The organism is Rhizobium sp. 05L419, from assembly GCF_056397845.1.
In genome coordinates this window covers 155,988-175,025 of record NZ_JBFTOF010000010.1, presented here as the reverse complement: position 1 = coordinate 175,025, position 19,038 = coordinate 155,988, and the positions used below count along the sequence as shown (strand labels likewise).

General features: G+C 57.7%; 15 protein-coding genes and 6 pseudogenes. 10 read left to right on the top strand and 11 right to left on the bottom strand.

Features of this window, described 5'->3' with window-relative positions; all coding sequences use genetic code 11:
• Window positions 1-248 (bottom strand): annotated as a pseudogene (locus AC1DMK_RS15545) (DUF1254 domain-containing protein); the annotation flags it as partial.
• Between the two features lie 580 nt (window positions 249-828).
• Between AC1DMK_RS15545 and AC1DMK_RS15540 the strand changes: the two are divergent.
• Window positions 829-1,664 (top strand): annotated as a pseudogene (locus AC1DMK_RS15540) (IS3 family transposase); the annotation flags it as partial.
• A gap of 197 nt (window positions 1,665-1,861) precedes the next feature.
• On the opposite strand, the pseudogene AC1DMK_RS15535 reads toward AC1DMK_RS15540, so the two are convergent.
• Window positions 1,862-3,149, bottom strand: a pseudogene (locus AC1DMK_RS15535) (IS110 family RNA-guided transposase).
• A 149-nt stretch (window positions 3,150-3,298) separates the two neighbouring features.
• Between AC1DMK_RS15535 and AC1DMK_RS15530 the strand changes: the two are divergent.
• Window positions 3,299-3,679 (top strand): annotated as a pseudogene (locus tag AC1DMK_RS15530) (integrase core domain-containing protein); the annotation flags it as partial.
• 15 nt (window positions 3,680-3,694) lie between these two features.
• Window positions 3,695-4,003: pseudogene (locus AC1DMK_RS15525) on the top strand (IS110 family transposase); the annotation flags it as partial.
• Between the two features lie 63 nt (window positions 4,004-4,066).
• On the opposite strand, the gene AC1DMK_RS15520 reads toward AC1DMK_RS15525, so the two are convergent.
• Both AC1DMK_RS15520 and AC1DMK_RS15515 read right to left on the bottom strand, forming a co-directional pair.
• Window positions 4,067-4,855, bottom strand: coding sequence for a hypothetical protein (locus AC1DMK_RS15520; protein ID WP_477860158.1), 789 nt, complete (start codon window positions 4,853-4,855; stop codon window positions 4,067-4,069).
• 289 nt (window positions 4,856-5,144) lie between these two features.
• Window positions 5,145-6,962 (bottom strand): adenylate cyclase, encoded by a 1,818-nt coding sequence (locus tag AC1DMK_RS15515; RefSeq protein ID WP_477860157.1) that lies wholly within the window; start codon window positions 6,960-6,962, stop codon window positions 5,145-5,147.
• Between the two features lie 410 nt (window positions 6,963-7,372).
• On the opposite strand from AC1DMK_RS15515, the gene AC1DMK_RS15510 reads away from it, so the two are divergent.
• The 6 genes from AC1DMK_RS15510 to AC1DMK_RS15485 all read left to right on the top strand — a co-directional run bounded on the left by AC1DMK_RS15510 (window position 7,373) and on the right by AC1DMK_RS15485 (window position 12,237).
• Window positions 7,373-7,642 carry a hypothetical protein gene (locus AC1DMK_RS15510; protein ID WP_477860155.1) on the top strand — a complete coding sequence of 90 codons (270 nt, stop codon included), beginning with the start codon at window positions 7,373-7,375 and terminating at the stop codon, window positions 7,640-7,642.
• A gap of 120 nt (window positions 7,643-7,762) precedes the next feature.
• Window positions 7,763-8,188 carry a cysteine rich repeat-containing protein gene (locus AC1DMK_RS15505; protein WP_477860154.1) on the top strand — a complete coding sequence of 142 codons (426 nt, stop codon included), beginning with the start codon at window positions 7,763-7,765 and terminating at the stop codon, window positions 8,186-8,188.
• 26 nt (window positions 8,189-8,214) lie between these two features.
• The gene (locus tag AC1DMK_RS15500) at window positions 8,215-8,784 is read left to right on the top strand and encodes an OmpA family protein (protein ID WP_477860153.1); all 570 of its coding nucleotides are present in this window, start codon (window positions 8,215-8,217) and stop codon (window positions 8,782-8,784) included.
• A gap of 29 nt (window positions 8,785-8,813) precedes the next feature.
• Window positions 8,814-9,509, top strand: a complete 696-nt coding sequence (locus AC1DMK_RS15495; RefSeq protein WP_477860151.1) for a hypothetical protein — start codon at window positions 8,814-8,816, stop codon at window positions 9,507-9,509.
• Window positions 9,510-9,605: 96 nt separating this feature from the next.
• Entirely contained in the window at window positions 9,606-10,094 is a 489-nt protein-coding gene (locus AC1DMK_RS15490) for an ion channel (protein ID WP_477860149.1), read from the top strand.
• A gap of 205 nt (window positions 10,095-10,299) precedes the next feature.
• On the top strand, window positions 10,300-12,237 hold the full coding sequence (locus AC1DMK_RS15485; protein WP_477860147.1) for a mechanosensitive ion channel family protein: 1,938 nt from the start codon (window positions 10,300-10,302) through the stop codon (window positions 12,235-12,237).
• A gap of 334 nt (window positions 12,238-12,571) precedes the next feature.
• Here the strand turns inward: AC1DMK_RS15485 and AC1DMK_RS15480 are convergent, their stop codons facing one another.
• The 5 genes from AC1DMK_RS15480 to AC1DMK_RS15460 all read right to left on the bottom strand — a co-directional run bounded on the left by AC1DMK_RS15480 (window position 12,572) and on the right by AC1DMK_RS15460 (window position 16,487).
• Complete coding sequence (locus tag AC1DMK_RS15480; protein ID WP_477860145.1) at window positions 12,572-12,910, bottom strand: DUF2147 domain-containing protein; 339 nt, start codon at window positions 12,908-12,910, stop codon at window positions 12,572-12,574.
• A 387-nt stretch (window positions 12,911-13,297) separates the two neighbouring features.
• Window positions 13,298-13,771: a hypothetical protein gene (locus AC1DMK_RS15475; RefSeq protein ID WP_477860143.1), complete on the bottom strand. Its 474-nt coding sequence runs from the start codon at window positions 13,769-13,771 to the stop codon at window positions 13,298-13,300.
• Window positions 13,772-13,792: 21 nt separating this feature from the next.
• A complete protein-coding gene (locus AC1DMK_RS15470; protein ID WP_477860141.1) occupies window positions 13,793-14,197 on the bottom strand; it encodes a hypothetical protein in 405 nt (134 codons plus the stop codon).
• Window positions 14,198-14,329: 132 nt separating this feature from the next.
• A complete protein-coding gene (locus AC1DMK_RS15465; protein ID WP_477860140.1) occupies window positions 14,330-15,127 on the bottom strand; it encodes a transporter in 798 nt (265 codons plus the stop codon).
• A gap of 85 nt (window positions 15,128-15,212) precedes the next feature.
• A complete protein-coding gene (locus tag AC1DMK_RS15460; protein WP_477860138.1) occupies window positions 15,213-16,487 on the bottom strand; it encodes an alpha/beta hydrolase in 1,275 nt (424 codons plus the stop codon).
• 391 nt (window positions 16,488-16,878) lie between these two features.
• Between AC1DMK_RS15460 and AC1DMK_RS15455 the strand changes: the two are divergent.
• Window positions 16,879-17,590 (top strand): annotated as a pseudogene (locus AC1DMK_RS15455) (IS30 family transposase); the annotation flags it as partial.
• A gap of 120 nt (window positions 17,591-17,710) precedes the next feature.
• Here AC1DMK_RS15455 and AC1DMK_RS15450 read toward each other — a convergent pair.
• Together AC1DMK_RS15450 and AC1DMK_RS15445 are read right to left on the bottom strand one after the other, a co-directional pair.
• A complete protein-coding gene (locus AC1DMK_RS15450) occupies window positions 17,711-18,295 on the bottom strand; it encodes an RES family NAD+ phosphorylase (protein WP_477860136.1) in 585 nt (194 codons plus the stop codon).
• Window positions 18,296-18,298: 3 nt separating this feature from the next.
• Window positions 18,299-19,012, bottom strand: a complete 714-nt coding sequence (locus AC1DMK_RS15445; protein WP_477860134.1) for an antitoxin Xre/MbcA/ParS-like domain-containing protein — start codon at window positions 19,010-19,012, stop codon at window positions 18,299-18,301.
• Between the last annotated feature and the right edge of the window lie 26 nt (window positions 19,013-19,038).

Below are 19,038 nucleotides of genomic sequence, written 5' to 3'. Positions count from 1 at the left end.
TCATTGAACGGTGCTTTGAACTGCCCCGAGTTCTTGTCGACCGCAAACTCTTGCATAACCGCATAATTCATCACGAGGGGCAGGCCGTAGATGAAGCCTTCCTCGGCGATGTCCTTGGCCTCCAACAGGCTGGGCCATTCGGCATTGTTCTGATCAAAGACCAGGGGGAAGGTCGGGTCGGCCCTTGCCGTCGTGGCGACGAGTGCGGCCATCGCTGCAGAGCGGAGCAGATCGCGTTTCGTGAGCATCTGAAAAATTCCTTTTGTTTCGCAGCGGTCAAGCGACGCGCATAAGTGTCAGGAGAAGGTTTGAGTAATTGTATTGGTTGACCCAAGCCCGGTTGGTGCCCAACCTTTGGTCATTGTGACGCCGCCGATGCCGCGGGATTTTGTCGCTAGCAGGCCGCGACGGACATCGATCAGGCTCCGCCGATCGAGCTCCCGTTGTGAACCCGTGTCGTTGTATCGAACGTCGCTGTAATATTGACGCCATATGTCCTCAATTCATCTGGGGCACCGGAAATCGAGGGCTGCCGGATGCCCAGCGACCCAAAGTTGATGGGCCTCTGAGCTGAGAACGTCTTGGCAATTGTAGCCAATGGCAAGTACGTTACGGTAACATACGCCCGCAACGAGCTGCGGGACATCGTGGTTGCACTTGGGAAACGTCCTAAAAAACCGTGTGCACTTGGTGCTCCTGCCATTCGCATGTTCTGCATGGTCATTGCCGAAGCACACAGCGTGGTCCGGCGACGTAGTGAGATCGTGACCTGCCACTGCGAATTTCCTCCAGAATGGATTAGGGTCCGGCCCATTAAAGGACGGACGAATGAAGAAGCAGCGATTTACGGAAGAGCAGATTATTGCGGTGCTGAAGGAGCAGGAGGCTGGCGCGAAGGTGGCCGACCTCTGCCGCAAGCACGGAATTTCAGAAGCGACGTTTTATAATTGGAAAGCCAAATACGGCGGCATGGAAGTCTCCGAAGCGAAGCGTCTGAAGGCGCTTGAGGACGAGAACGCGAGGCTGAAGAAGCTGCTGGCCGAACAGATGCTGGATGCAGCCGCACTTCGCGAGCTTCTTGCAAAAAAATGGTAGGGCCTGCCGCCAAGCGTGACGCCGTCACGCATCTGAAGGCCGTCATGGGTCTTTCGGAGCGTCGGGCCTGCCAGATCATATCCGCCGACCGCAAGACGATCCGTTACCGGTCCAGTCGACCGCCGGAGGTCGATCTGCGAGCGAAGCTGCGCGACCTCGCCAACGAGCGACGGCGTTTCGGCTACCGTCGGCTGTTCATCCTGCTTCGGCGGGATGGAGAGCCGTCCGGCGTCAATCGCATCTACCGTCTTTATCGCGAGGAAGGGCTTTCCGTTCGCAAGCGAAAGGCCCGGCGGCGTGCTGTCGGCACGCGTGCACCGATCCTGGTCGAAGCGAAAGCCAATGCCCGCTGGTCGCTGGATTTCGTCCACGACCAGTTCGCCTGCGGCAGACGCTTCCGCGTGCTCAACATTGTCGATGATGTGACGCGCGAATGCCTGGCAGCGATCCCGGACACATCTATCTCCGGTCGACGTGTCGCCCGAGAACTGACGACGCTGATCGAACGACGCGGCAAGCCCGGAATGATTGTCTCCGACAACGTCCTAAGTGCGGAAGAAAATGGGCTTGGCAGGCAAAGTTTCTCTGTTCGTCAGCATGCTCGCGCTGCATGACGCTGGTCAAGTCACATCGTCGAACCAGGCGGCTTCCACTGGCATGGGAAAAGGTCTCGTCCATAGCAAACACAGGGTCCATCATTTTGGCCCTCACCGTCCTTAACACGAGCTTCTGATCCAGGTGGAAGACCCAAGCATTGTCTACAGGGTCATCCGATGGATGCCCTCACGGCCCTACCTGACAGAGGTTCTTCCACCTGGTACCGGCCCTTCAACGAAGGGCCGGTAGTCTGAACCGCTTTTGACGACGGCGTGTACGACACGCGCCATCTTGGCGGTAATAGCGGTCATTGCCTTGCGGCGGAGATCGGGATTGTCACGATCTTTAGCGATGTAGCGTTCGAACTTATGCCGGAAGCCGTTCTCACGCTGGCGGATTGCAACTTGTCCAGCAATCCACAGGGTCCGCCGCAGCCGCGCATTGCCGAATTTGGAAAGCTGGGTCTGGCCACGATACTGGCCCGATTGTTGTGTCGACAGATCCAGCCCGCAGAATTTGAGAAACTGACGGTGATGGTGAAAGCGGCGTAGGTCCCCAGCCTCCGCGATGATCGTCAGCGCATTGATGGGACCGATCCCTGGGATCTGCCGCAGGAGCTGATAATCCTGGCTGTGTCGCAGCAACTCGTCGGCCTGTGCTTCTATCTCATTGCGTTGACGGATCAGGCTTCGTGCTTCGGCAATGACCATGCGGAACATACGAACAGCGGGCGCGTCAGACGGCAGTGGCAGTCCGATCGAGGTGCGCGCCGTCTCGTAAATATCCATCAGAATCTGTGACTTGCTGACTTTCCTGCCGACAACATCCCATGCAGCTTTAACAAACGCCTCTTTCGTCAGTGTCGTGATGCTCGCGGGTGTGGGGAACGCATCGAGGAAAGCGAAGAACCAGTCGCTACGGCTGTTGCCCCTGAAGCGGTCAATCTCAGGAAAATACAGCGGTAGGTAATGCGTCAGGATGCGATGCTGGATCTCGGTCTTGGCGTTAGCAATGGCTTCGTGTGTCTTCGACAGTTCCTGTATGTCGTTGATGCCGGCGCGCAGCGGGTCGTGATAGCGCTGCGTCGCCTGGATCCGGAGCATGTGGAGGATTACCTGCGCGTCTTTGGGATCATTCTTGTCCCAACTGTTGTGCAAGGCCTCGCGGGTTCGCGCGAGCGCCAGCGACGACACAAGCCGCACCTCGTAACCCGCTTCGGCCAGACGCCATGCAATGGGCCGATGATAATTACCCGTCGCTTCGAAGCCGCAGACCACGGGTCGGCCATAGGCCTGCAGAACCTCTAACAGTCGATCATGCTCTGCACGATTGTTGACGACCTGCAGCCGGCGGCGGCGCGTGTGACCAGGGGCCTCGATCAGAACTTCATTGCGCACCTTGGCGATATCGATCGCTACCAGCACGGCATCAGTAGGTATAGAATTGGTAGTGGTCATGGTCGGTCTCTCCGGAATGAGTTGTGAACACTCACATTCTAGAGATACTTTGGCTGGCCATGGCCACCTCAAACGGTGCGCGCTTGCAGCAAAAAAGCTGCGCGCACCGTTCCCTCGGTGGCTCCAATTCTTTCTTCCGTAGGTGCTACGGGACCGAACTAACGTCGAATGCCATCCTCGCCTGGTCGAAAGATCACAAGGTCGAGTGGCACTACATCGCGCCGGGAAAGCCGATGCAGAATGGCTATGTCGAGAGTTTCAACGGGCGCATGCGCGACGAGCTGCTCAACGAAAGCCTGTTCTTCGGCCTCGATCATGCCCGAAGCGCCATTGCTGAATGGGCGGACGATTACAACCATTTTCGGCCGCACTCATCGCTCGGATACAAAACCCCGGCAGACTTTGCCGGGACCATCGCCGCAACCGGCTCCAACGCTGCGCAAGATGAAAGCTTCGCGTTTCCGCCGGTTGCTCACACCGCGCCACTTGGCGTATTCAAAACCGCCGGGGCTCTAGTCGCCGCTGGATGAAAGTTCAGTGGCAGGTCAATCGAACCCCAAACAGACGAACTGCTCCACGTCAGTGCGGACTATCAGTCCTGCGGCAAATCCCGGGCATCGAACCGATCAACGCGCTGACGATCATTGCAAAGCCCAAATCTGCGCCACTTTCACCATCACCGTCAGTTTCTCGAATATTGCGGGCTGGATCTGTCAGCACAGCAATCGGGCCAATATCGAGGCAGACACGGCTTTCCAAATTTGGGAACGCTCGGCTGGAGCGTACCTCTTTGTATCCCCAGGCAGGTTGCAATCCGGCAGTGTGAAAATGATCTCCGGCATACATTCGAGCGTTGCAATCCGCGGCTCCATTGATGGATCTAGTCTTTATTGGAACATTAGACCTTCGACATCGGTCTAGAAGTGAAACGCGACGCCGATGATTGGTCCTTGCTCGACAACGTCGAAGACAAAGCCCCCGTGGTTGTAGTTCACCCCCAACGCCCTGTAGCCGGCAACTGCCGAAATTGTATCTGTAAATTTGTAGCCGAGTGCGAGGGACACATCCCAGTCGAGATCCGCGCCACCACCGCCAACAAGGCCCCAACCGGTGACGTAAATTTCGGGAGTGAAGAAATAATTGCCCCTGACCCCTGCAAGAGCATCAACCCAGGTCGCGCCGTCGTCGGCTTCGCGATCGCCAAGTAACCCGCCGTTGAAGCTGATCGTTGTATCGACCGACCATACTCGAACACCTCCGACGATATCGAGATGTCCCGCCTCATCCTCAAGTACTGAATATCCTGCGCCGAGCAATCCGGCAAAGGTCTTTGAGGTCACCTCGACATTATCGGCGAGGATACCATCTCGGGTATTCGCATCCGCACCGAGCTTGGTGTACAGGATATCGCCGAAAATACTGATGCGGTCGTATCGAGCCTCGCCTGCAGCCATGAACGCGAAATCGAGATTGTCCAGGATGTCCCCGAAGCTGGAATCGATATGGACTTCGGGCAAACCGAATTGCGCAGTGTTTCCAGATAGACCTGCAGCCCAGAAATAGGGCGCGGCGGTATAGGTCCAGCCGCTATCAGCCACGACCACCTTTGCGTCCGGAATCCCGGGGGCTATGTCGGCTGCTTGTGCTGACGACGCAATTCCCAGGGCAGCGCACAAGAGCGCGGCCTGGATCAACAAGACTCTCATAAATTTCCTCTCTTTTGTCCGAAACTCAATTCGCCCGATTGGTCTCGCTGTTCCACTGGATATCGACCGGCCTCTCCGTTACGGTAGCCTTTGCTAGCGAAATCAACGTTTGCAGCTCGGGGTTGGTTTTACACCGTCGCAATTCTTCTCTGGAGAATCACCGGGGGCGCTCGACCGCCTGTGAAATCGTCCAACGACCATCAATGCCTACAGCCGGAAGCCAGCAAACACCCGTAACATCTCGTACGCTCTGTGCCCTAACTCTCGCCGGAACGCGTTCGACAAGTCCTTATCGTGGCCAAACTGCAACATTGCCGTCGGACGGCGCCAGCATGGTCGATCGCACTTCATCCACGGCTGGCAATCCCGCCTTTCTGATGTCGGTGATCATTCTGGCCCGATCGTCAGGTTGGAGATTGCGGGATCTGAGTTCAGCGACGATGTTCCGGACGAAATCCGGGCGCATCTCGTTGAAACGAGCGGCTTCCCGACGCGCCTCCTCCATCATCCCGGCATCGACGTAGATGATGGCGGCAACGGCGTGGAAGAGAGGAAACTTCTGAAGGTCCGCCTGCCTGATCTCAATGACTGCGGTCTTGTCGTCGTGCAGCATGTAAGCGGCGAGTGCACGGGTTCCATGATAGTAGCCGCCGCCACCTGGATTGAGGGCAATGGCTTGATCCAGCAACGTCGCACCGCGCTGCCACGCACCACTCATTGCAACACGGGTTCCGAACTCGCCAAGCAATTCGGTATCATTCGGGGTGGTCAATAGCGCCTGTTCGCCGACACGGAGAGCTTCCGGTACATTCTGCATGAAGAACAGCGCGGTCATCAGTGCCTGCTGGGCTCGGGCGTTGCCGGGATCGAGTTGAACGGCACGGCGGGCCGCCTGTAGGCTGCGATCTATCGGCGACGATGCGTCGTTGCTCGGATTGAACTTGAAACGGTCCTCGTCCAGGTAGATGATGGAGAGCATCGCCCAGGCTGTCGCGAAGGTTGGAAAGCGGCCGACCGCGCTCTCGAGACACTCTCGCACCTCGGCATGCCGAATGGCACTTAGCTCAGCACGGTAGGCATAGAAGGGAAGGGTGCAACCATAGCTCCCGAGATCGTTCGGCGGGGGCTTGGCAACGATGGCCTGCGCGATGATTCCGTATGGTTGCGCTACCGCCGTCGCAACCTTGTTTGCGACGTCCGATTGGATGGCGAACATATCGCGCGTCTGAATTTTGTCGTCATAGGTCTGGGACCAAATGATCTCGTTGGTGTCGGTGTCAAGCAGTCGCGCCGTAACGCGAACAGCGTTGCCGGAAACGCGAACGGCACCCTTGAGAAGAAACCGGGCGCCCAATTCATCACGGACCCGAGCCGTCTCCGTCTCAGGTGACAGGGATTTCGATGTCTCGCGACCGAAGACCTTTATTTCCTTGAAGCGGGGAAGGGCGGTCAGCAGCTCCTCGGTCAAACCTGTTGCGTAGAGTGCAGCCTGAGGGTCCTCGCTGAAACTGACAAACGGCACGATCACCAGGGTGGGTCCGTCGATCGCTGGGGAACGCTTCGATTGCACAGCTATATGCGCGGATAATGCCAGCACCATCGTGACGACACCAATCGCCAATGCTCCTCCAATGGCCATCGGCATAATCTTGCGCCATGGCAGGTAGAGCCGTCTTCGAGACCCACCAACTGACACTTTGTCGTCATTGCCTTCGGATACCGCAGATGCCTTCCATGTGAACGATGGAGCGTAACCGCCTTTTGGAACTTCTATCGTGACAGGGTCGCCCTGTCCTGCGACGAGATAGTAACGCTCCAGGGCGCGACGCAGTCGTCCGGCCTCGATCCGGACGACAGGATCATCCTGCGTGAACCCCTCTGGACGCTTGAAGACCTCGATGGCAATGCTGTAGCCCTTGATCCGATCACCCCGGCCGGCAAGCGCTTCTTCGACCACATAAACAAGAAACGAAACGCTGCGGCCCACTTGAGGAAATTCTTCACTGCTGAGAATGCGCGCAAGTTGAGTGCGAATGTCGTCGGTGTTTGGGGGCGCGCGCGTGGGTGACGGCGTAATATCGCGCCGCTCCTGCATTTCATTCTCCACTGCTCTCTCCTCACCCGCTCTTGAGGGACGCTACCAGAACTTTAATTGCAATTGCAAAATTAAACCTAACGCAGAATTTATTCGTCGTCCACGAGCAATCCCGCGCCGTATCTGTTTCTTGCCCCAGTGTTTGTTCCTATTCTAGCAGGCGATTGGGACAAGAGCCCACGGGCGTCATGCGCCGTATGTTACTGTTGTATACTTGCGCTTCCAAGATCTCAGGTCACTATGGCAGCTGCGTCTATGCGAGTACTAGTTAACCATCCAGGTTGCGCGACCGGAGGATTGCGGTTGGTCGTCGAGCGGACGGCAGCTTTTTTTGATTCCCAGATGTTATGAACGTTTGCTGCGGTAACACACGCTTAAGGGCGATCGCTGCTATCAGGCGGCATGCGAGTGGATGAAGACCGATGGAAAAGGGTGTCGAATTCGCGAAGACCTATTTCAAGCAGCGCGTCAGGGCGATCGAAGAGCTCGCTGCGCGGAGCGAGGGATTTCGCGACCTTTGCGACGATTTCGCCACTGCCTATGACGGGCGACTGGATTGGAAACGTTCATCTGCACCGGAGCGTGCTGAGCGCGTCGCCGAGTATACAGAGCTCATAGACAGTCTTCAGATCGAGATCGAGCTGGCCCTGGACAGAGTGGCCATCGTGCCGTTCACGCGGCCGCGACGATGACAATGCGACGAGCGTTGTTGATGTTTGTTACTGTAACATACTTCCCTTTCTGATCCCGACGCGCGACGGAAGTCTCCGGAAACACCTTCTCCGATCAATCGCTCCAGGATGGGATACACTATGTCGAAGAGAATTGGCGTCTTTGGAGGAGCGGCGCTAGCCGCCTTCCTTACCTTAGCTGCAGCGGGTTGGGCGGACACAATGAGCTATGCAGATGCGGTGACTGCCCTTGCCAAGGATTGCGGAAGCGACATCAAGAAGTTCTGCAATGGCGAGAACCTTGGACAGGGCCGGATCCAGGCCTGCCTTGAGAAGAATGCATCAAAGGTTTCGCCAACCTGCACGTCGACGCTTGGCAGCGTCCTGACATCGATTGCACAACGCCAGGAAGCGCAGGCGTCGGTGTTCAAGGTCTGCCAGCATGACATCTCTCAATACTGCAACAGCGTGAAGGGCGATGGCAACATCCTTTCCTGCCTCGTTGAGACGAAACGCGTCGACAACAAGGCATGCAACCAGGCCATCACCGACGCTGGATGGCGTTGAACATGATCCGAACCGGGGAAAAGAAAATGTTTGTTCGTCGCCTTAGCTTCTCACTCGCACTCGGCCTGCTGCTGGCTCCCTGCATCGCTTCCGCTCAACAGCTCGACAACAGTCAGATCATGARCACACTTGGACAGGTCAGGTCGGCAGCCCCTGCGGTCGATGTCGCTCTGCTCGTAGAGGAAGCCGACGCCAACGTCGGGAAGGGCGTTGCAGCACTCCCCAACTGGAGCAAGCTCGCAGAGCTTTCGCAGCTGATCGTCGAGATCGATTTCGAAAACAACTCCACTGCCATCGAGCCGAAATCCTACCGTACCGTTGGCCTGATCGCAGATGCACTGCATCACCCGGATCTGTTCCGCTACAAGTTCCTTATCGTCGGGCATTCCAGCGCGACGGGAACGGCCAAACACAACCTCGAGCTTAGCCAGAAACGCGCCGACGCGATCAACGAGGCGCTGTCGACTACGTTCGCGGTTTCGCCCGATCGTCTCTTCTCGGTTGGCGCGGGCGAAGAATGGCCGATCGACGCCGGCCACCCGGAGGCTGCCGATAACAGGCGCGTTCAACTGATCAATCTGGGACTTTTGAAGTAGAGGCCTCGTGGCCCACCGGAGGACAAATAGTGCTTAGGATCTCTCACATCTGCATCATCGCGGTCGCCGCGAGCCTCGTTTCCACTTCACCGGTCGGCGCGCAAGACGCCATCTCGGCCCCCGCGCAGAAGACCATCGGCGCAACAAAACCGAAAATGGTCCCGTCGTTGGCCGTACTCAACTCCGCAGGAGCGAAGCTGGAGAACGGCAAGCTCACGATGAGCAGGATTTCGACCAATTCCATCGTGTTCGCTGACCGCCCGGTGCGATCGGCGGGCCACGTCCTGACCTCCGAATTTATCAAGCAGTGGGGCGAGGGGACCGATAGCTTCGCCAAGGATCCTCCCAATGCGACGATATCGGTCCTGAGCGTTAAGGGGGATTCAGTTGCCGATGCTGTCGTCGTGCTGAAGACGCCGAAGCTCGAGGGCGAGAATCTAACATTTKACGTTGCCGTTCTCGAAGGCGATCTCGACGGAGCGGATGGCCCGGCATCCCTGTTCATCGACTGGTTTGCCGCCCGTGGACCGTATGGCGGCGTGGCCGTCGGGGGCGTTGGGGTCCGCGCCCCCGTCTGGAGGGGGGGCTGGTATGCACATCCTGGTGCATACTACGGAGCAGGCGTGGTTGCGGGTGCTGCGATAGGCGCAGCCGCGGTCGCCGCCAATCGACCCTACTACCCGCCTCCAGCATGCGGATACTACCCTTATCCACTTTGTTACTAGCGCGAGGGAACTGCAACACCTGCGCTGGCGACAGACCGGTGGGAGGCTTGAGAGAAGCCTTCCACACCTGCGGCCAGACTACCGAGGATGTCACTTGTGGACCTGCTATCGGCTCCAAACCCAGTTCTGGAGATATTTGTCGGCACTGTAATTCTGATCGTGGTGATATTCGTGCACGGCGTAGGAATACGGGCCATCAGTTGGAAGTTCAGCAAATCCTGGATGCATGTCACGAGCGCCAGGGGGCATTGGCGCCTGAATCTGGTGCTCGCAGTGACGATCGCTGCCTTGGCAATCCTGCATTTTGCAGAGACGCTGATCTGGTCGGTTCCTCTTTATGCGCGTTCAATCATCCCCTCGATGCGCGACAGCTACTATTTCGTTTTGGAGAGCTACACGACGCTCGGGGAAGGCAACGTCACTCTGCCCGATCGATGGCGTCTGCTCGGGCCGATCATTGGCATGTCGGGGTTATTTACCTTCGGATGGACCGGCAGTGTTCTGGTCAACATCATGACCGATGTTGGAAGGTTCGATATGTTGCGAGCAAAACGCGCGCATTCTGACGATGGTCCTCGATCATGAGCAGGTGCATACAGACTGACATTGCTTCTGTTCGTATCTGATTTCTCAGAACTTTCCGGGAGCCACTTCGGAGAATCGGAAACTCTGGTCCGGATCGTATAAGGCGGCAAGTATCTGCTCCCTTATCAACGGGCGTGGAAATTCAACACCATTCATGCCAACGATTTATACCATCAAGAAGCGTCGGTTGGCTGCGCGAGGCTAAATGTTCACCATTCGCATTCTGCTACTCAACCTGTTCCTTTGTCTGTTGAGCTGTTCACCGTCGGCCGCGTCGGCGCTTTCGACGAGCACTGCAGAGCCGTCGAAGGTCACGGAACTGCTCCGCCTTCTCGAAGACGCGGACGTGAAGACATGGTTGGCGCAAAGGCAAGTTGTGGCTCCTGAAGGCGCGCCTACAGAAGCCGTGCGGGTGATCGACGAATTGGAGACCCGATCACGCACCCACCTCGACGGACTGCTTTCCGCCGTGCCGCTATTTGGCAGCGAACTCTACCGCGTATCGCGTTCAGTTTGGCAAGAGGCGCACGACAGTGGCTTTGCCCCTGGAATACTGTTGCTTGGTATCGTCGCAGCCATTGGCGCGGGTCGATCCATTCGTCGTTCGGCGCCAGACGTGTTTCCAGCCAACCCTCTGTTGAAGCAAGCGCATATGGAGATTACGCCGCTGTTGATATTCACGGCTACGGCTGCGCTTTTGTATCTACTCGTCGCCTGGCCACCGCTTGTGCGGTTGGTCGTTCTCTACTCGCTTCTGGCGACAGTCGCCTTCCAAGGCGCAATGGCGCTCTATCGGCTCGCGATGGCCGCATCCGAATCGATGGCCAGGGTCTATCCACGTGTCCGACTGCTCGTCGCTGTGCTGACAGTGGCATTGGCATTTTCGGCTATTGGCGAGAGGCTCGGCGTAGCATCGAACGTCCGTTCGCTGATGGCCCTTATATTTTCGACAGTCTTTCTCCTGATGGCGATCGATACAGTGGGCCGCGCCCGCTCAGGTAACAGGAATCGGTTGGGAGACCCGGTCTCTCGTGCAGTTATCGTCGCCGGCATGATCTTTCTCTGGCTACTTTGGTGCAGCGGTTTCCTGGGATTGTTTTGGATCGGCATAATGATTGTCGTTGTGCCACGCGCTCTTTCAATCGCTGACAAGCTAACCTTCGCTTTCGCAGCTTCACGCTGGAACAACGACGGTACGACGGACCTGAAAGCCGTTATGCTTGTTCGGGGTGCGAGAGCTGTTATCGTCATCGCGGCAGTGGATTGGATCGCCTACGTTTGGCACGAGAATTTTCAGCCGGTAGGCAGTCACCTGGCCCTCGTCCAGTCAATTGTTGTCGGCATATTCAACAGCGTCGTTATTCTGCTTGTATTCGACCTAATCTGGCAACTGGGCAACGCATACATCGCACGCAAGCTCAGCGATTACGGCGATGAAGGAGCGCTCGACCCGAACCAGATGGCGCGCCAAAGCCGGATTCGCACCTTGCTCCCTGTTTTTCGTAACGCGCTGGCCGCGGGGCTTCTTACAGTGGCCGTTCTCACTGTTCTCTCGCAAATGGGTGTCAAGATCGGCCCGCTTATCGCCGGCGCAGGTGTGGTTGGTGTTGCTCTCGGGTTTGGCTCGCAGACACTCGTCAAGGACATTGTCAGCGGCGTTTTTTATCTTCTGGACGATGCGTTCCGAGTCGGGGAATACATTGAGGCGGGAAGCTACGCAGGTGTCGTCGAGTCATTTAGTCTACGATCCGTGCGACTGAGGCACTATCAAGGACCAATATTTACGGTGCCTTTCGGCACGCTTGGCGCAATCAAAAATTCGAGCCGCGACTGGGCAGTCGACAAATTTCGCTTCCATATCCCCTTCAAAACGGACCTGGATAAAGTGAGCAAACTAATCAAGGATATYGGCGTCGAGCTCCAGGCGGATCCGGAATTCAAGTCATCTTTCATAAAGCCGCTCAAGCTGACCGGCGTCGAGAAAATCGGAGAATACGGCATCGAAGTGGCTGTAGGGTTCACCTGCAAGCCAGGCGAACAGACTTCGATCCGAAGAAAAGCATACACATTGCTGATGCAGACATTTGGCGAAAATGACATCGATTTCGCCCAGCCGATGGTGCAGGTTAACCGGTCACAATAAGGGTCCAGCCGCCGGGGCCTTCTCAACGCGACAACGACAACGAACCACAACTCTTGCAAAGCCGAACGGACCAGCCTCTTTGGCAACCGCGAGGCGGGCCGAACGAGAAGTCAAAAAATTTCCATCCGCCGAGACGTGAAGCCAGACAACCCGCACGACGTCATCGGCGGCTCGTGGGACCGCTAGTTCGCGTTACGCTATGATCTGACCTCAACCTACGTCGAGCCGCTGGCGCGAGTGACCCCAACGCCGTTGGCGGCACGCAGGCGAGCACGGCGGCGACCAGGGGCCAAGACGGCTGGCGATTGCGATGGACCCCATCTTTGCTCTCTTCTCAGAGACGAGGCCAGGTTTGCGATTCACACACGACCTTCAATACACAGCCCTTCAGCTTTAGAGCGTTGCCCGAGACCGTCACGGAGCCGTCATAGGTCTTGTTGGCATCGGGATCGGTGATCTTGCCTTCGTAGCTGCCGTCGTTGCCTCTGAATGTGCCAATCTGCATGCCGGCGTGCTTGCCTGACTTCAGGGTGATGCAATAGCCGCTGCCACAGGAAGCGATTGCTGCGGTATCTCCAAGCTCGGTCTTCCAGTTTCCAACAATCGGATCTTGTGCATATGCGATGGCGGCGGTTGCCGCGAACACGACGATGGCTGTGATCAGGCGCTTCATGACTTCTCCTTCACGTGACTGCGCTCAACAACTATGCGGTTGCGCCGCCGAACGCCCGTAACATCTGGTATGTTCTGTTGTGGATGGTGCCCGACCGAGCGAGCCGAGATCGGCCGTCGCCACGAAGTCACGCGCTAACCGTCTGGGGGCAGGGCATGATACGAGACGCTCCAGTTGCGACTTACCCGCCAGAACCGTCTCCACGAAGACCGTCGTAGGAGTGGTGACCGAACGCCACTTCGCATGAACACTATGTTTGATGACGAGATGGATAGAACCGCCGGCCTTCGGATATTCATAGCGCACATCCGGCGCGGCTGGATCAACGCGTTGAGAACGCGGCTGACGGTGGCGCGCGACGCGCCAGTCAGAGGGATCCTGAACGGGTCAATCGTCTGATGTTTTCTCCTGTCCGCGGAGCGCCAGCCCGAGGCGCTCCAATTCCGTGGTGAAGCAGAAAACGGAAAACAAGACCGCCAGGAGGAGCAGGCCGCGCCAGACGTAGCCGCCCCAGGGCTGGCCAAAATCGATTTCCGGCAGATGTCGGAATAGCACGAGGGAAAACAGGGCACTTGCGATGATGAACGTGAGGCGACTGGTGAACAGGACAAGCTGACCAAGGACCACGTTGGCGTCCCTTACCGGCAAAGGAACCTCGAAAACCCGATACCAGTGCGCGCACTGCACCAGCGCGATGCTGAGCCCAACAACCGAAACCACCGGCATATCAGCGTGCACCTGCACATGCCCTGGATCATCCAGTAATCGGGAGTACAGGGGATAGCATTGGCTCAGCAAGGATACTGAGCCAATCGCCTGTGTCGTCAACAGCCACGAATATCGCGCCCGTGAAGTCGTCATCTCAACCTCGATCTGGCCGTACTACGAGGGGCACACGTCCCAGAAGCCGGTCGTCTTGGTGGGAGTTGTGTAGTACCAGCAATAGCCGGGCTTGGGTGGCGTTCCGGCGATCGAGGCCGCCGTCGCCCCGGCAACGAAGCCGATCGCAGCACCCGCGGCGATCGCACCGCCCGGCCTCCAGTAGCGATGCGGTGCGACGACGACCACGCCGCGGCGCGGTACCGGAACCGGACGATAACCGGGGGGACGCCTAACGGCTCCGGCTGCGCAACCGCTTGGGCCGCACCCGGCCGCAGCACAGCCTCTCGGGCCGCACGCCGCCGCCCGTCCTGCTTCGACCGATGACGGACCGAGGATCGGTGCGGAGACCAGCATCAGAACCGAGATCGTCGCAAGCACTTTAGCGGTGGTCTTGAGGACTTTCATATACTTGTATCCCTTATGTTTCGAGATCGGGTCCCGCCCATTTGGCAGCGCGCTGCACACCAGCGAAAGCCCCGATGCCAACAGTGTGTTACCGCATGGTGCGAATGTGCGGTCGTTTCGTAGGAGACAGGCCTACTTGGGGAAGAGGAATGTCAGCGCGACGCGGACGCCAAGTCCATTCGGGCCGTTGTCCGGCGCGTCCGCCCAATACCGGATGCCAGCCGTCAGGCTGATCGGCTGCTTGTTGATCGCAATCAGCTTGGCGATCGTGAAGTTGATCGGAACAGACCAGTCCTTTGCCTCCCAGTTATAGGTGGACTCCGTATTCAGCGAGAATGTCCATGCGTCCTTGGTTGTGTAAGCGATGAACGGCTGCAGGAATGTCGAGCTCACGTCTGGACGATCGCTCTGGCCCGCGAACGACCAGATGTGATTGCCTAGCATACCGACCGTCCACGGACCTTCCTGCTTAAGAACGACAGCTGTCGGTCCGGCACCCCATTTGCCGGTGCCCAGCAACTCGTCTGTCGCCGTCGGGAGCAGGAAGGCGGGACCGACACCCCAGACGATGCCGCTCGCCGTCGGTTTCGCTGGTGAGAAGAAGAAGCTCTGCGTGATGTCGCCTAAACCAAACTGGGTTCCCGATGAGCCGACGACGTCCCTCTGCCAGGTGACCGGGAGAATGGTTCGAGAGATGACGTTCCAATCCTCGTTGATCTCGATCGGAACCACAGGCTGGATATTTAGCGTCGCCTTGTCGCCGTCTTCAGGACCGTAACCGTGGTCGTAGTTGAATTGGAAAGGAACGCTGATTAGCGAGGCGATCGGATTTGAGAGCTTCTTGGCCAGCTCCTCGTTCGACTGGGCATGGGCGCAGGCGGCACTGCATCCCAGCGCCAGACTGAGCAAAACGAATCGGTTTGATGTCATTGTCAATTTCGGTATCCCTCAGTTTAAGCGTGCTCTCGTCAGAGCGAGATTTGGAAACATGACGCCGATGATCGGATGTGCCGGATCAAGGCATAACTCCGGTCGCCAGTCGAGCTGGCGACCTAGCGTTGCAGTTGGGCGTCGGTCTTCCTTCCCCGCAATTCTTGACCGCCGCTGTGGCCTGACGGCCGCTCGAGCCCGCCGCACTGCTGATGTGGCTGGCATAGTTGTCACGCGTATCCTGATCGACGACGGCTACAGGCGCGGCGAGAACCAGACCGGCGACGTTGCCAGCCGCAGCTGCCGCGCCCGTAGTTGCTACAAGGATCTGATCGCCAAGCCCGACCCTGCTGTCGGTGAGCGTCTGCCCCTCCGAAATCCGCTGGCCAATGAGCTGCACGATCTGCGGCGACTCCGCGAACTTACCGTGGTTCATGCTGTCCCCGGATTTGATCTTGGTGAGGTCGATCACCATGATCTTGTTGTCCTCCAACTCCTTCTTGTAAGGAGCCTGCTCCGGATCGATGGCACCGAGCCGGGAGACATCGCCCCAGACCCGGCGCGAGAACGCCAGCGCCTTATCGTCACGCGATACGAACAACGTGAACTGAGGGTGCTGCTTGCCCATGTCGACGATCTGCTGGCGGAACACATCGACGTCGACATCAGGGGCCGCAAGCATGACGTTCTTGAACTTCTCAGGCAGCCGGCCGTTGCGAATGGCCATCTGGCGCAAGGATTCCAGTGCCAGCCAGTTGCCCATGGAATGCGCGAGGATCGAGACTTCTTTCACCTCGGGGTCTTTCGCCAGATACTGGAAGAGCGTCTCCAGTGCATTGCGCGTGTAATTGGTGCTCTCGCGGTCATAGCCATAGGCGAGCAGGCTGCCGCGCGAGGGCCATGTCACCAGGACGGGTGCGCTATGAACGCCGGAATCGTGGACGATCTGCGCGAAACGGTAGACGGCATCCTCGAACCGGTTGTTGAAACCATGAATAAACACGAGCACGCTTCCGTCCGGGGTCTTCCTGACGGTCGCGCTCAGCCATTTTTTGGCTTCGTCGATGTTGAGATCATCGGCCTTGACGGTGGCGAAGTCGGTGGCGGGATTGGACGGCAACCTCTTCGGCCAGGCGACCTGTCCTTCCTTGCGAACCTTGCTCGGCGGAATAGATATCGTCATGTCGGCAAAGGCCGGAGTCAGCGCCCGTTCGCCGTTGAACATCTCGCCTGGAACAGTGGAGCGGGTGCGGGTCGTGGCAATCAGCATGTCGACCTTCGGCGATTGCGGAGAGGTGTTCGCCACCGGCGTCAACACATCCTTCGGATGTCCTCCGCATCCGGGCAATGCTGTAATCACCGCACATACAAGAAACCAACGGACCCAGCTCGTTCGAGCCGACTCCCAGGCTACGCTACTTCGACTGCCCACGGATCGCCCTCATCAAAAATTATCTCGACTGCCTCGTCTTAACGATAGCAGACGCCGAACGCGCAGCCCCGGACTGGAACTTGGTGGTGATCTGGTCATCGACCGAGGCCCTCCGAGCTGATCGTTGCAATCGGTCTATCCCTACAGTCGAACGACGGGAATGGCCCGTAACATCTGGTAGCATCTGTCCCCACGCTGCCGGACATAGACTCTGTGCGGGTCAACGCGGCACAAGCACGGTCGCTCCGTGAAGCGGCAGCAGCATTGATGTCCGCGTTTCGCAACCATCGACGAATCCGCGGTTTCTACCGCTTTGCCAGAAGCACGGTGGTACTTCGCAACATCAAAACGGTTGCTTGCCGACGGTCTCAGTGTCATCCGCGTTTGCCCCGAGACGATCTATCGCTTCATCTACTGCAAGGAGGATTATCCACTCGGCCTCTACGATCACCTGCCCGAACGACGACGCAGGCGCCTGCCTCGCGGATCCCGCAAGCCCCGTGACGGCTTGATCCCGTTTAAGTGCCGGATCTCTCAACGGCCTGATTTTATTGAAAATCGTTCGCAGTTTGGGCATTGGGAAGGCGATCTCATGATCGTCGATCGCAAGCTCGGCCATTACAACGTGACGTCGCTCGTTGAACGTGTGAGCCGCTACACCGTCATGATCAAGAACCGCAGTCGGCACTCGCGTCCGATCATGGACAAGATCGTCACTGCCTTCGCACCTTTGCCGTCCTCTGCACGCCGCAGTTTTACGTTTGACCGCGGCACCGAGTTTGCTGGCTTTCGGGCTTTGGAAGACGGCATCGGCGCAAAGAGCTGGTTCTGCGACCCGAATTCGCCGTGGCAAAAAGGAACTGTCGAGAACACCAACAAGCGAATCCGACGCTTCATGCCTGGGAATACGCACCTGTCACTCATCACTMAACAGCAGCTGGTCCACCTCGCCCAACTGTTGAATTCGCAGCCTCGCAAGTGCCTCGGCTACAAAAGCACCCACCGAAGTGTTCATCGCCCATTTGCGCGAAACTGGGTTGGCTGCTGCTGGCACTCTCAATGCTGTCTTGTTGGATGGCCTGGCGTGCCGCGAAAACATATTTCGGATGACCTTGTGACAGCCGTAAACATGCGAAGCGCGCCACCGGCAATTAGCGCGTCCGCCTGATCGCTACTCCAATAGATTTTAGTGCGGGAACAAGGTTATCTTGCCGCGCAAGGTTCACGGCGGAGGAGGAAACCAGCTTGGTTTCTACCGCCCGATCATAGACGGCCAGACACTCGGCGGAGGTCAACCGTGAGGAGTAGAGCAATCCATCGACGGCGAACGAGTCGTAAATGGTTTGACTGAGTCGTCGCCCTTCACTGTGCTCCTTCGCTCGGGCTGCATCCGTGCTTACCCCCAGCTTAAGCAAACCGGTGGTGCGGAGATCGAGAACCAGAAGAGGGGCATTGGCTGTCACGTCCGCCACTACCCATCCCTCAACGTCGCTTTCGTCGAGCACACGTTTCGTGGTGCCCTCGAACCTGTCACGGACAATTGTCTCGGCGATCGCCGTAGGAAGATCGCGAGCAATGTAGACGACGCGAAATTTGCAAACGGGGCTTGAGAATCGCGTATTGCCGAAGCCCATTCCGAGCGGTGTCGCCATGTGAGCAATCGGCATCACACGAATGTAGGATTGCGGCTGGAACTCTAGAGCCTGTTCCTTGACGGTCTTTGGGTTAAGCTTCACGATCTAACCGAAATCACGCTCAGCAGCTTCGATGACGTCGTTGATGTGTCCTGACTTGAGAGCATCGAGGGGCGATCCACCGATGCTCGGTTTGGATTGGATCAGCCACTGCCAAGCCGCACGCTGGTTCCGAATGATCTTCGTAATCTCCGACATGCCCTCAACTGGCCGGCCATCCACAAACTGCGCAAGAGGAAAGACATGCTTGCGCTCGCCTTTGAGTAACCCGATAATGGCTCCGCGCTTCTGCCAATCGTGCAAGGTAGAGCGCTTGGTACCGAATCTCTTTTCAATCTCGCTCGGACCGGCGACCGTGCCTGCCCAGTCTTCCAATCGCTCAGCCGTTGCATAGTCAGCAAGGCGCCGCCGACCMTCTTCGATATCCACCAATTTCCCTAGCCCAGATCCCTTACTGATCTCGACAGGCTTGTCGGCGTGAAGGGCTATCAGCTTCCCGCGCTTGGTGGTCAAGTCGTCAACTACGGCCTCCATTGCCTCTGTCAGTTCTCTCTCGTGGGCCAGGAGATCGCGCCGCTGTTCCGCCGAAAGGTGAGCGGTCGCCGCTGAAATCGCAGCCATCACCTTGCCCGTCGCCTCCAATGCTGCCTTGGAAATTTTTGGATTGTGACGAGCAAGTACTTTAAGAATGTCGGAAATGGCGGCTGGGCCAACATCAATCCGAGCGCCATTTCGTGAATTCCGAGCTGGCGCTACCATTTTCGCCTCCATCTGGTACACGTCGC

Coding starts and splice junctions, on each gene's coding strand:
- AC1DMK_RS15510 (WP_477860155.1), top strand. CDS start 7,373: ATGGAAAAGGGTGTCGAATTCGCGAAGACCTATTTCAAGCAGCGCGTC.
- AC1DMK_RS15505 (WP_477860154.1), top strand. CDS start 7,763: ATGTCGAAGAGAATTGGCGTCTTTGGAGGAGCGGCGCTAGCCGCCTTC.
- AC1DMK_RS15475 (WP_477860143.1), bottom strand. CDS start 13,771: ATGACGACTTCACGGGCGCGATATTCGTGGCTGTTGACGACACAGGCG.
- AC1DMK_RS15465 (WP_477860140.1), bottom strand. CDS start 15,127: ATGACATCAAACCGATTCGTTTTGCTCAGTCTGGCGCTGGGATGCAGT.
- AC1DMK_RS15480 (WP_477860145.1), bottom strand. CDS start 12,910: ATGAAGCGCCTGATCACAGCCATCGTCGTGTTCGCGGCAACCGCCGCC.
- AC1DMK_RS15520 (WP_477860158.1), bottom strand. CDS start 4,855: ATGAGAGTCTTGTTGATCCAGGCCGCGCTCTTGTGCGCTGCCCTGGGA.
- AC1DMK_RS15470 (WP_477860141.1), bottom strand. CDS start 14,197: ATGAAAGTCCTCAAGACCACCGCTAAAGTGCTTGCGACGATCTCGGTT.